The organism is Eggerthella sinensis, assembly GCF_003339815.1.
In the GTDB taxonomy this organism is placed as follows: Bacteria; Actinomycetota; Coriobacteriia; order Coriobacteriales; family Eggerthellaceae; genus Eggerthella; species Eggerthella sinensis.
On the sequence record NZ_PPTT01000049.1, the window covers coordinates 1 to 12,393 of the forward strand.

The following is a 12,393-nucleotide window of genomic DNA, read 5'->3' on the forward strand; positions in this document are numbered from 1 at the left end:
GGATAAGGGGAGGGGTGTGCCAGTGCTTTTCTACTCCAGCGCCATCAAGAAGAAGTCCATGAAGGGCGTGCCGACGAGCCACATGGCTACGCGGAGCGCGATGGCGGCTATCACGCCGGCAGCGCAGGCGAGCGCGCCGAGGGCCACGGCGTTCGACGGCTTCTTCCACACCACGGCGCCGCAGACGATCACCACGACGATGCCCGCGAACAGCGCGATCGTCCAGAGATCAACGCCCACGCCGGCCGCGATGCAGAACGCCGCGGCGAGCACGCCGCCCAGCACGCCGCCGGCAACGCTCAGCAGGCCGGCGAGCGACACGGCTTCGTCACCCTGCTTCTGCACGCCTTTGAGCAGCAGGTTGAGGCCCGCGCCCGCAGCGGCGGCCGTGCCCATGTAGGCGAGCGGCAGCGCGATGGTCTCCCACGCCGGGCGCCCTTCCATCATGTAGGACGAGCCGCAGGCGTACGTGAACACCACGCCCAGCAGCATTCCCAGGATGCCCACGACGGTGCGCGCCTTCTCGGACGTGCCCCGCATGAGCATGATGAAGTACACGGCCAGGATGAGGCACAGCACGCCGATCATAGCCGCCTCGATGAAGATGCCGGACGTCGGATGGTTCAGCGCTTCCAGGATGCGGTCGACATGGCTCAAGTGCAGCACCGACATGCAGCCGCCCACGGCCAGCAGCACGAACGCCACGACGGTTTCCATCTTGGACGTCTCAGGTGCCTTCTTCAGCAGATGCCCCAGCATGGAGCATGCGAACAGCCACGCGCCGGCACCGCTGATGACGGTGAACAGGACCAGGGCCCATTGGATTTCCATTAGTCCACGCTCCCTTCAGTCGTCATGTACAGGTTTCCGGCCTGGGTCAGGTCGCCGCCGCGCCACGCGCCGAACTTCGACGAGAAGATGTAGGCGGTTTGCGGATGGTTGCCGGCGTCGGGCAGGTAGTGCACCGCGGAGGGGTCGGCCGCGGCGAGCGCCTTCGACGCGTCGGAGGACGGGTCGTCGAGGTCGCCGTAGAAACGCGCCTGGCCGCAGCAGTTCTTCACGCATGCGGGCTTCTCGCCGGCGGAGGTGAGGTGGTTGCACAGCGTGCACTTCTCCACCACCTTCTGCTGCTTGTTCCACGAGCGCACGCCGTAGGGGCAGGCCATCATGCAGTACTTGCAGCCGATGCACTTTTCCTTGTTCACCAGCACCATGCCGGTGGCCTCGTCGCGGTACGATGCGCCCGTGGGGCACACGTGCGTGCACGGGGAATCCTCGCACTGCTGGCACATCACCGGCAGCCAGTAGGTGGACACGTGGGGGAACTCGCCGTACGGCTCCACCTGCACCACTTTGTTCCAACGTTCGCCCAGGGCGACGTCGTTTTCCATCTTGCACGCCACTTCGCAGGCATAGCACCCGATGCAGCGGTCAAGGTTGATGACGATGCAATTACGCGACATAGACGGCATTACCTCCTCCGGTGTTCTCCGACGGTTCGGGCAGCCACGGGGTGAAGTCCTCGGGGTCCATCCACACGCCCTCGGGCGCGCCGTCTGCCTTCGTGATCTTGATGGTGATGCCGCGCAGCGTGTAGGTTCCGTACACGTCGTTGAAGGGGCACTCATCGTTGTTCTGGGTGAGCAGGTTGATGTTCATCACCTGCCATGCGCGGTTGGGGTCGTCCGAGTCCAGCAGCTCCGGGTTCCAGTAACGCTCCTGGTAGATGACCTTCGGCGCCACGCTCTTCGTCACGCGGGCGCGGCCCTGCGTCTTGCCGCGGCGCGATTCCAGCCACAGCCAATCGCCGGTTTCGACGCCCAGCTCCTTCGCCGTTTCGGGGTTGATCCACGTCTCGGGGTAGGGGTACATCTCGCGCGTGTAGGGCGTGTTGCGCAGCGTGCCGTGGTGGAAGAACGGCAGGCGGCCCTGGGTGAGCACGTAGGGGTACTCGGTGTCGGTGAGGGGCGACTCGTGCGGCTCGAGGTAGTACGGCAGCGGGTTGTAGTTGTCCGAGAGCGGGAACACGTCTTTCGCCGGCTCCATGGAGCCCGAGCCGTCGATGGCGCCCGTGTTGCCAAGCAGGATGTTGCCGTCGAAGTAGGGCTCGCAGCGCTTCGACGTGGTGTTGAAGCCCGCGGGCTTGCCGGGGTTCTCCTCGTCGTCGAGCAGGTGGCTGTCGTAGGACTTGTTGGCGTACTCTTCGATGGTCTGGTACTCGGAGGGCGCCTGCGCCTCGAACGTCTTCCAGTCCCAATCTTCGGTGCCGTAGTAGAAGCTGCCCACGAAGTACCCGACGTAGTCCATGTACTCCTCGTAGGTCTTCCAGTACGTGCCGTAGAACTTGCCGGCCACCTCGGGGTCGAACGAGTCGATGGCGCGCTGATGCCCGCGGTCGGCCAGGGCCTTCGCCAGCCACGACCAGTGCATGCACTCGTCCACGGCCTCGTAGAGCTGCGTGGTGGCGCGACGGATGCCGTAGGTGTTCAGGCGGTCCTGCGCGTAGTTCGTCTCGAGCCACTCGGCGGTGGGCAGCACGTAGTCGGCCAGGCAGACGCTCGTGGTGGTCCAGTGCATGTACATGTGCACGTTCAGATCGGTGGTCATCATGGCGTTGTAGAAGCGCGTCGCGTTGCCGATCATGGCCAGCTTGTTGCCGCTGCGTTCGATCCAGATGCGCGGACGGTACGGCTCGCCGGTTTCGATGGCCTTGAGCACGGTGGGGATGTGCGAGGCCAGCCAGTGGCCGAGGCCCTTGTGCTCGGTGTAGCCGAGGCGCGCGTTGGCCTCTTCCTCGGGCATGCGCAGCGGGTGGTCGGGATGGTGCAGGCCGAACGGCTGCACGACGTAGTTGCACGGCTCGACGTAGCAGGGGCGGTTCTGCACGATGGCGCCCGGGGTGCGGATGCAGCCCATGAGGATGTCGAGGATGGCGTCGCCCTGCGCGGCCTGAGCCGAGTTGCGCGCCTGGTCGGTTGCCACGCCCAGCGAGATGCCGGCGTTCGGGCATCCTTCCACGTAGATGTTGATGGCCTGCTCGATCTCGTCGGCGTCGAGCCAGCAGATGTCCGCGGCCTTCTCCAACGTGTAGTCCTTGCAGCTCTCCCACATGTGGTCGAACGCCGTGCGGGCCTTCGCGCCGTTCGGCAGCTCGAAGAACTTCCCCTCGCCGGCGAACATGGCCGGGTCGAGGCTGTCGTCGAAGGGGTAGGGCATGGCCTTCGCGCTGTTCGTGTTCTGATCCCACACCACGTACTCGTCCTCGCCGCCGAGGTCGAGCTCGCTCGCGCGGTAGGTGAGGCGCGTGTCCTCGTTCACGAGGAAGGGCAGGTTCGTCCATTCGCGCACGAAGTCCTGCGCCCACAGCTTGTTGTCGATGATGTAGCGCATCCAGGCCAGCATGAGCGCCACGTCGGTGCCGGGGCGGATGGCCAGCCACACGTCGGCGCGCGCGGCGTCGGGGGTGAGGCGCGGGTCGATGACCACGGACTTCATGCCGTTGTTGCGCAGCTCGGTGACGGCGCGGCCCGTGGAGCCGGTGCCGTGGTACGACGGCCCGACGCCCCACATGACGTAGGTCTTGGTCTGGCAGTCGGGCAGGTACACCTCGGTCACGGGGCCGTCGGCAAGCGACGTGTCGGCGGTGCCGTTGAGGCAGAACTCCATGTGGTTGCGCGGCAGGTAGCACTGCGCGCAGCCGGGTTCGAAGAAGTTGCCGCCGCCCCACACGCTGAGGAAGCGCGCCGGCGAGAAGAACTGCGGGTTGCCGCCGCCGCCCGTGGAGCACACGAGGCTCTTTGGGCCTTCCTTCTGGTAGTACTCCCACATCACGTCGGCGATCTCGTTGATGGCCTGCTCCCACGAGATGCGCTCCCACTCGTTGGAGCCGCGCTCGCCCTGGCGCTTCATGGGGTACTTGATGCGGTTGGGGTTGTACAGTGCCTGGATGCCGGCGAGGCCCTTCACGCAGGCGGCGCCCTTGTTCATGGGGTCGTCGGGGTCGCCTTCGAGCTTGATCACCTTGCCGTCGCGCACGTGCGCGATCATGCCGCAGTTGTTGAGGCACGCGCGGCAGAGCGTCCTGATCTTCTGCGTTTCGCCCGATTCCGCTGCGACGGCTGGCTCGACGTGCACCAGGTTGGTGCCCACCGAGCCGCTCATGGCGGCAGCGGCAGCAGCAAAGGCGCCGAGCTTCACAAAGCCGCGTCTGCTGATATCTGTAGTAGCCAAAACGTTCCTTCCCTTCTCGTCCGTGTGTGGTGCTGAGTGCATGGTGCGTAGTGCGTAGTGCATGGTGCGTGGTGCTATTCGGAAAGCCTCGGGCGTCCCCGCGGCGTGGCCGATGCGGTTGGCGCTTACGCCGCGATGAGGGCCTTGCCTGCGTCGGTGGTGCGCCAGGCGCCCTGCCATGCGATGCCGCCGGCCGACTCGAGCGCGTCGATGAAGAACTGCGGGTAGACGCGGGTCTGCTGCGTGGTGGGATCGGGCGCAAGCTCGGGCAGCGCGTTGAGCACGGCTTCGAGGTTCGCGCGGCTGCATCCTTCTTCGGCGTTGCATGCCGCGAGGACGGCGGTGAACGCCGCTCGATAGTGCGGCTTGCCGTCGATGAGCGCGCGCAGCGTCGCTTCGGGCGCGTAGGCATCCAGCAGCTCGCGGCCGACGTCTGTGAGGGCGATGCGCGACTCGGCCGCGGCATCTTCGGCGACGGCCTCGTCGAGTTGCAGGTCTTCGAGCGTGCCGTCGTACAGCGCGTCGTCCACGAACACGTGCTGGACGAGCGCGCCGTTGCGCACGAGGATGTCGACGGTTGCGGCGGGGCTTTGCCGGCAGGCGTCGTCCCACTGCGCGAGCGCCTGCTCTTCAAGCGTGCGGCGGTCGGCGTTCGGATGCGCCGCGCTCAGCGCGAGCATGGTGCGCAGCGATGCCTTCAACAGCGGATTGTGTTCGATCAGATCGTTCGTCACGATGAGCCCCCTTGGTTCGGTCGTCCTCCTTGAAACCTCGCCGTGATTGTAGGCGGGGAAACGGGAAGGGCGCATGACCGGAAAAGGAGGTTTCTCGTCGAGGACGAGACGATTCCCAACGGTCACAAAAGGACTAGTCCTCCCATCACGCGACGTCAGGATTATTCTGGTTCAAGGCTAAGAAAGGAACCTCATCCTCCCAGGTCGGGGGCATCACCCCTGAGGTTTGAGGGTGGTGCGGGGGCGTTTCTCGGCGGTTCAAACCTCTGCGGTGATGTGCGGATGGGGCCGGCTGCGTAGGATCGGGGGCACCGAAGCGGGAACTTCGGGGAATCGATCAGCAGCACTATCAAGGAGGGAACCATGTCGAATCTTTCTCGCAGGAACTTCATCACGGGCGGCGCCATCGCCGCGCTCGGCGGCACGCTGGCGCTTGCCGGCTGCGCGCCGAAGGGCGAGGCGGCGGCCGCGTCGGGCGTGACGGGCGAGGGCGCCCAGTCGTGGACGGGCACGTCGAACGGCAAGGGCGGCGAGCTCAGCGTGGAGGTCATCACCGAGGGCGACGCCATCGCCCGCATCAACATCCTCAAGTCGCGCGAGTCGTACGGCGTGGGCACCGCCGGCATCGACATCCTGAGCGACCTCATCGTGGAGCATCAGACGCTCAACGTGGACACCGTGTCGGGCGCAACCGTGTCGAGCATGGCGTTTCTGAGCGCCGTGTCCGACGCCATCGACGCCTCGGGCATGAAGGCGAGCGAGTGGAAGAAGCGGGACAAGGCGGTGCCGCAGGCGCCCGAGGGACTTGAGACCGACGTCGACGTCGTGGTGGTGGGCGCCGGCGGCGCGGGCTACGCGGCGGCGCTCACCGTGGCCGAAGCCGGCAAGAAGGTGGTGCTGCTGGAGAAGCTGGGCATCACGGGCGGCGACACCATCCTGTCGGGCGGCGCCATGGCCGTGCCGGGCAACTGGTTCCAGGTCAAGGAAGGCATCGACGACAGCGTGGAGAAGATGGCCGAGGACATGATCGTCGGCGGCGACAACGTGGGCGACCCCGAGCTGGTGAACGTCATCTGCCAGGGCGCGTACAACGCCATGGAGTGGCTCATCTTCGAGGGCGGCGTGGCATGGCAGCCCTACCAGCGCTTCTTCGGCGGGCACTCGGTGTCGCGCTCGCTCATCCCCGAGGGCAACGAAGGCAGCGGCATCATCTGCAAGCTGGACAAGCGCGCCGAGGCGCTGAAAACCCTCACGGTGTGTCGCAACACGAAGGCCGACGAGCTCGTGACCGATGCGTCGGGTGCCGTCGTGGGCCTCAAGGCCACGAACACCGCCACGGGCGAAACCTACGACTTCACGAGCAAGGCCGTGATTCTGGCCGCCGGCGGCTTCGGCTCGAACGTCGAGATGCGCATGAAGTACAACCCCGAGATGGACGAGAAGATCCTGTCCACCGACTCGGTGGGCGCCACGGGCGACGGCCACCTCATGGCCGAGAAGATCGGCGCGAACCTCATCGACATGCAGTACATCCAGACGTACCCCACGTGCGACACGCAGACGGGCGCCCTGCTGTACGTGGGCAACATGCGCCTGGAGAACCGCGCCATCTGCATCAACAAGGAAGGCGATCGCTTCGTCGAGGAGATGGAGCGCCGCGACGTCATCTCGAACGCCATCAAGGAGCAGACGGACGGCATCGGCTACATGATCTTCAACCAGGAAGGCCTCGACGCCACCGACATCGCCACGGTGAACGCGGCCGAGATGGACGGCCTGTTCGGGCGCAATCAGCTGGTGAAGGGCGAGACCATCGCCGAAGCCTGCGAGCCCTTCGGCATCGACGCCGCCGAGCTCGAGAAAACCGTCGAGACGTGGAACGGCTACTGCAAGGACGGCGCCGACCCCGACTTCAACTACCGCGCGACGCTCAACCCCATCGAGGGCGGCCCGTACTACATCCTGGCCTACAAGCCGTCGGTGCACTACACCATGGGCGGCCTGCACATCAACCCCGATGCGCAGGTGCTCGACAACGACGGCGCGCCCATCCCCGGCCTGTTCGCGGCCGGCGAGCAGGCGGGCCACAAGATGGGCACGAACCGCCTGGGCTCCTGCTCCATCACCGACGTGTTCGTGTTCGGCCGCGTAGCCGGCGCGAACGCGGCGGCGCTCGCCTAACCCACCCTCCTCCCTCCCCTCAGCGCGGGCCCCGTTCTTTCGAGCGGGGCCCGCGCGCGGTTGGCAGAAGGAGCGCATTCCTCTATGATGCGGGTCATGCGATTCAACGCGTCTACAACGGAAGAACCCTGCAGCCCTGCTTCGAACGCGGGCGCGGCGTCGGCTATCCGCATGATCGATCGCACGGCGCTGCTCGATAGCCTGGGCCTGGCCTGCTACATCGCGTGGAGCTTCGTGTTCTGGAACGGTGCGCTGCTGTTCGGCGACGTGTTCGAGGCGGCTCCCATGGGCAACCTGTTCGCCGTGCAGGGCGTGTTCACCGCGCTCACGGCGCTGCTGCTGGTGCTGTCGGTGCGCAAGGCCGCGCCCCTGCGCACGCGCAAGGTGCTGCTGGGCGCGTTCGCCCTCATCTCCAGCTTGGCCGTGGTGGTGGCCGCGCTCGTGGGCTACCAGGAAGCGCCCATGGGATGGCTGTGGGTGGGCTTCGCGCTGAGCGGCTTGGGCAGCACGCTGCGCCTGGGGTGGGAAGAGCGCCTGAGCGTGCAAGGCGTGGGGCGCACGGCGCTGTGCGCGGGGCTCGCGTACCTCGCGGGGTTCGTGCTGTTCGCCGTCATCTCGCTGCTGCCAGCCCTTGTGGCGCTCGTGGTGTCGGCGCTGCTGCCGTTCGGGGCGTACGCGCTGCTGCTGCGCGCGGTGCACCAGGTGCCCGCAGCGCGCGAGGCCTCGAAGGCGCGCCTCAAAGAGCTGCTGCCCAGCATTCCGTGGAAGCTCATCGTGGCTATCGCGCTGGCCTACTTCAGCTACGGCGCCACGCGCATGGGCGGCGTCATGGGCGGGCTGGCCGCCTCGGGCGCGGGGCATGTGGCCGTGGCCGGCATTCCGGCGCTCGGCTGCCTCATCGCCATCGCGCTGGCGTTCTGCTTCTACCGCAAGAACGCTTTGCTGGCGTTCTACCTGGCGTTTCCTCTCATGGGCATCGCTGCGCTCGTGCCGGCGTCGGTGGACCCGCTCGGCGGCACGTCCACGTTCTGCATCGCGCTCGTGGGTGCCGAGCTGGTGAAGTACCTCGTGTGGTTCCTGCTCATCGACTCCATCATCAAGGATGGGCTGTCGGCGCTGCTGTGCCTGGCGCTCATGCGGTTCGCGCAGTGGGGCGGCAGCGTGCTCGGGCAGTTCGCGGCCGATGCGCTGCCCACGCAGGAGACGGTGACCATCGCCATCCTCATCTCGCTCATGGTGGCGCTGCTCGTCATCATCGGCGCGCCGGTGGCCGGCAAGGCGGGCGCGGGCTTCGCGCGACCGACGGGGGAGCGCGACCTCGAGGCGCGCGTGTGCCTGGCCGCGGCGCGCTACAAGCTGTCGCCGCGCGAGCAGGAGGTGCTGGCCATCTGGGCGACGGGCCACACGGGCGCCTACATCGAGAAGCAGTTGTTCATCTCGAAGAACACCGTGAAGACGCACCTGAACCACATTTACGCGAAGACGAAAACCGCCAACCGCGAAGAGCTGCTCGAGCTGCTGGAAGCCCTCGACGAGCAAAGCTAGCTCGCCGGGTACGTCCCGTCCCGCGCCACGCGGCGCCGCGCCGTCCCGCGCCGCGCCGCGCTAGCCAGGCCTACCCCCCCCTCACCGCTTTCCCGTTCCAGCAGGTCGATGAGCTCCTGCTGCGAGTGCACCTCGGTTTTGCGGTAGATGCTCTTGACGTGGCTCTTCACCGTTTCGTCGCCGATGACCAGCTCCTCGCGGATGTAGGCGCGGTTGCGCCCCTTCGCCAGCAAGAAGAACACCTCGATCTCGCGCGGCGACAGGCGGCAGCGCCGGGCCAGCCGCGTGCCGGCCTTCTCGAGGTCGGACGTGGCGTCGGCTTCCTCCATGGGCTTCACGAAGCCCCACCCCGTGTTCGCCGATCCGTTGCCGATGGCGAACAGCGCGATGATGAGGATGACGAAGATGATGCCGGCCGACAGCATGGCCATCCCCAGGTCGCTGCCCACCACGGTGAGCGCGATGGAGGCCGCAAGGGAGCCCACGAACTGCCCGAGCTGAATGGACAGCAGCCCCCAGCCCACGATCCAGCCGGTGGGCACGCGCCCGCGCGAGGCCAGCACGGGCCACAGCGCCCACAGCACGATGTAGAAGTATTGGTAGCCGAACTGGTGCACGGCCGTCCCGATGACGTTCCACGGCTCGTGCAGCGGCAGGAACAGGAAGCCCGCCGCCATGAGCGGCAGGGCAATCTGGTAGGTGAGGTGGTCGAAGTCCATCTTGTACACGCTCGTGGTGACGAACACGGCCAGCGCGCCGCCCACGATGGCGATGATGTTCAGCTGGTCGCGCACGCCGATCCAGTCGTCGCCGACGGGCGCGATGAGCCCTTTCATGGCGCCGAACGACACGCCGAAGAACACGGCGATCACCATCATGCGCACGGGCGGTTTCTCCTGCACGCGCAGGTTGCGCATCGCCCGGGGCGGGCGCGGCACGCTGCGTTTGAAATGGATGAAGCATCCCATGCTGACGAGCGGCAGCAGCGCCACGATCATCTGCGCCACGTCGATGGGAAGCAGGCGTATGAGCAGGTAGGCAACCGCGGCCAGCAGCACCGCTATCACGCTGTAGTTCACCGTGCGCTGCGACCCGAGCGAGGCCAGCAGCTCGCCCCACAGCATGACCACGATGCCGCTTCCCACGCCGGTGAGCAGCGAACCCGTCAGGTACACAATGGCGGCCGCGTCGCCCGTCGCCATGAGCGACGGATGCGACAGCGCGGCGGTGCCGAGCGCCGTGAGCACGCCGGCCGTCTGCGGCAGGCCGCGCACGTCCGACAACGGATTCCGCACATAGGAAAGCAGCAGCAGAAAGGCGATGGTCACCACGTTCGCCATGAGCGACGTCACCCACAGCGGCTCGAGCGCGATGGGCGAGCCGAGCGACGTGCCTTCGGCGTAGAACAGCGCGCTCCAGAACACGCACCAGATCCAGGTCCAATGCGCCGCGAACCCCAGCAAGTCGGGCGTACGCCACAATTCTTTGCGCAACGACGGTGTCATGCATCCTCCCCTGCGTGACGCGGAACTCCCCGGTGCGCACCTGACGCGCACGGCGAAATCCGGCTCTCATCCCCGCAGGAGATTATACGCGAGCGCCTCACCTTTTGCCGCGCCGCGCGCCTACCTGGCATCCCCCAGGTAGGGGGAAATCACGGGGGGAGGCCAAAGTTCCCCCTGTCGACGGGATGATGACCTGCGAGGTTCGATCTATGGTCGGGGCAGCGCGGAGGAAGAGCCGTGCGCAGGGCGGTTGCGGCCGCCGCTCGCCGTCGGGCGAGGGCGGAGGGGCGTCGCGTCCTGCACCTAAGGGAATGGAGGGAATCATGAAGGAAGAACAGCAAGGTCTGTCGCGTCGAGCGTTCCTGGGCCTCGGCGGCACCGCCATCGCGGGTGCGGCCGTGGCGGGCTTGGCGGGGTGCGCCCCGCAGGGGTCCGCGGATGCGGGCAAGGCGGCAAGCGGCTCCGACGGCGCTGCTGCCGTTGAGGGCATGCCCGTTGCCGAGAGCGGCGCGTCGGCCGGCCCCGACGTTGCCGGCATGCACTCGTGGGAGATCGCGCCCGAAGCCATCGCCAGCGACAAGATCAAGAACACCGAAGACTGCGACGTGCTGGTGATCGGCGCCGGCCTTGGCGGGTGCTGCGCGAGCATCGCGGCGCTTGAAGAGGGCGCCAAGAAGGTTATCACCATCGACAAGAACCCCGAGACGGTGGTCGCGCGCGGCGTGCACATCGCCGGCTTCCACACGAAGGTGCAGCAGGGGCTCACGGAGCAGGGCCTGCTCGAAGAGCCCGACTACAACAATGTCGTGCGCCGTTGGATCAACTGGGCGCAGGGCCGCGTCAAGGAGCCGCTGCTGTGGGAGTTCGCGCACAAGAGCGGCGCGTGCTTCGACTGGCTCTACGATCTGGCCACGAAGAAGAACCTCGAAGCGCTGCTGTGGGACGGCTACTACAAGGGCCCCGACTACACCGAGTACCCGGTCACGCACATCTTCTATCAGGCCGACAAGTACGAGGAAACCATCAACTTCACGTTCTACCAGGGCTCGGGCGTGGGCGACGTGTACGGCAACGCGGTGCTCGTGCCGGCGCTGTACGAGACCATCGCCGAGATGGGCGGCGAGATTCGCTGGAACACGAAGAGCGAGCGCTTGGTGCGCGAGGGCGACGGCCCGGTGACCGGCGCCATCGTTGCCACCGGCAAGGACGAGTACACGCAGATCAACGCGAAGTCGGTCGTCATCGCCTCGGGCGACTACGCCGCCGACGACGAGATGTTCCAGTACTATTCGCCCATGACCGCCTACGCCATGGACGGCCGCTTCTACAACCCGCCCGATTGCGACACGGGCGACATGCACAAGCAGGCCATCTGGGCCGGCGCGGCCATGCAGAAGTCCGAGCCGCACGCGGCCGTCATGCACCTCGACTTCGGCGCGGCAAGCTACGGCTTCCTCCACGTGAACTGGCAGGGCAAGCGCTTCAAGAACGAGGACGTGAACACCCAGTCGAAGAGCGTGACGAAGGCGCTGCAGACGCAGAAGGACGCGTGGACCATCTACGACGCGCACGGCCTTGAGCAGGTGAAGGCGCAGATGGACGCCGGTTTGGGCGGCGGCTTGCAGTGGGGTCAGCTCACGCAGCCCGTGGGCGGCGAGTACAACCTCGAGGCGCAGCAGATCGTGCTCGAAGGCGAGGTGGAGAAGGGCCAGACGCTGAAGGCCGACTCGCTTGAAGAGCTCGCGCAGAAAATGGGCGTTCCGGCCGAGAACCTCAAGGCTACGGTCGACCGCTACAACGAGCTGTGCGATTTGGGCAAGGATCTCGACTTCGGCAAACGCCCCGAGGTGATGGGCAAGGTGCTCGAGCCGCCGTTCTACGCCGGCAAGCTGGTGGCCAGCCTGCTCACCATGTGCGGCGGTCTGCGTCAGAACGTCGACTGCCAGGTGCTCGACGCCGAGGACCAGCCGATCGAGGGCCTGTACGTGTGCGGCTCGGCCGCTGGCGAGTTCTTCGGCGCGGGCGACTATCCCACGTACGTGCCGGGCATCGGCCACGGTCGCTGCGTGACGTTCGGCCGCATCGCCGGCATCAACGCCGCCGGCGGCGACGCGGAAAGCACCATCCCGAGCCTCGACATCTAAGCATCCCCCTCGCGGGCGTCGCCCCACGCGACGCCCGCACCCCCTCCCCAAGCC

8 protein-coding genes are annotated in these 12,393 nt (G+C 66.8%); 3 read left to right on the forward strand and 5 right to left on the reverse strand.

Going from position 1 to position 12,393, the window contains the following annotated elements:
- Window positions 1-30: 30 nt before the first annotated feature.
- From C1876_RS16835 to C1876_RS17680, 4 genes are all read right to left on the reverse strand, one after another.
- Complete coding sequence (locus tag C1876_RS16835) at window positions 31-831, reverse strand: dimethyl sulfoxide reductase anchor subunit family protein (protein ID WP_114547878.1); 801 nt, start codon at window positions 829-831, stop codon at window positions 31-33.
- Complete coding sequence (locus C1876_RS16840; RefSeq protein ID WP_114547879.1) at window positions 831-1,463, reverse strand: 4Fe-4S dicluster domain-containing protein; 633 nt, start codon at window positions 1,461-1,463, stop codon at window positions 831-833. Before C1876_RS16840 ends, C1876_RS16835 begins: the two co-directional genes overlap by 1 nt.
- The gene (locus C1876_RS16845; protein ID WP_158544734.1) at window positions 1,453-4,230 is read right to left on the reverse strand and encodes a molybdopterin-containing oxidoreductase family protein; all 2,778 of its coding nucleotides are present in this window, start codon (window positions 4,228-4,230) and stop codon (window positions 1,453-1,455) included. Before C1876_RS16845 ends, C1876_RS16840 begins: the two co-directional genes overlap by 11 nt.
- Before the next feature lie 125 nt (window positions 4,231-4,355).
- Window positions 4,356-4,964 carry a hypothetical protein gene (locus C1876_RS17680; protein ID WP_158544735.1) on the reverse strand — a complete coding sequence of 203 codons (609 nt, stop codon included), beginning with the start codon at window positions 4,962-4,964 and terminating at the stop codon, window positions 4,356-4,358.
- Window positions 4,965-5,327: 363 nt separating this feature from the next.
- Here C1876_RS17680 and C1876_RS16850 point away from each other — a divergent pair, with 363 nt between their 5' ends.
- Window positions 5,328-7,145, forward strand: a complete 1,818-nt coding sequence (locus C1876_RS16850; RefSeq protein ID WP_114547881.1) for a flavocytochrome c — start codon at window positions 5,328-5,330, stop codon at window positions 7,143-7,145.
- Between the two features lie 84 nt (window positions 7,146-7,229).
- The gene (locus C1876_RS16855) at window positions 7,230-8,690 is read left to right on the forward strand and encodes a helix-turn-helix domain-containing protein (protein ID WP_244910191.1); all 1,461 of its coding nucleotides are present in this window, start codon (window positions 7,230-7,232) and stop codon (window positions 8,688-8,690) included.
- On the opposite strand, the gene C1876_RS16860 is transcribed toward C1876_RS16855, so the two are convergent.
- Window positions 8,687-10,195, reverse strand: a complete 1,509-nt coding sequence (locus C1876_RS16860) for a LuxR family transcriptional regulator (protein ID WP_114547882.1) — start codon at window positions 10,193-10,195, stop codon at window positions 8,687-8,689. The genes C1876_RS16855 and C1876_RS16860 overlap by 4 nt on opposite strands.
- A gap of 323 nt (window positions 10,196-10,518) precedes the next feature.
- Between C1876_RS16860 and C1876_RS16865 the strand changes: the two genes are divergently transcribed.
- Window positions 10,519-12,339, forward strand: a complete 1,821-nt coding sequence (locus C1876_RS16865; protein WP_244910192.1) for an FAD-dependent oxidoreductase — start codon at window positions 10,519-10,521, stop codon at window positions 12,337-12,339.
- The last annotated feature ends 54 nt before the right edge of the window (window positions 12,340-12,393 follow it).

Coding starts and splice junctions, on each gene's coding strand:
- C1876_RS16835 (WP_114547878.1), bottom strand. CDS start 831: ATGGAAATCCAATGGGCCCTGGTCCTGTTCACCGTCATCAGCGGTGCC.
- C1876_RS16840 (WP_114547879.1), bottom strand. CDS start 1,463: ATGTCGCGTAATTGCATCGTCATCAACCTTGACCGCTGCATCGGGTGC.
- C1876_RS16850 (WP_114547881.1), top strand. CDS start 5,328: ATGTCGAATCTTTCTCGCAGGAACTTCATCACGGGCGGCGCCATCGCC.
- C1876_RS16855 (WP_244910191.1), top strand. CDS start 7,230: ATGATGCGGGTCATGCGATTCAACGCGTCTACAACGGAAGAACCCTGC.
- C1876_RS16860 (WP_114547882.1), bottom strand. CDS start 10,195: ATGACACCGTCGTTGCGCAAAGAATTGTGGCGTACGCCCGACTTGCTG.
- C1876_RS16865 (WP_244910192.1), top strand. CDS start 10,519: ATGAAGGAAGAACAGCAAGGTCTGTCGCGTCGAGCGTTCCTGGGCCTC.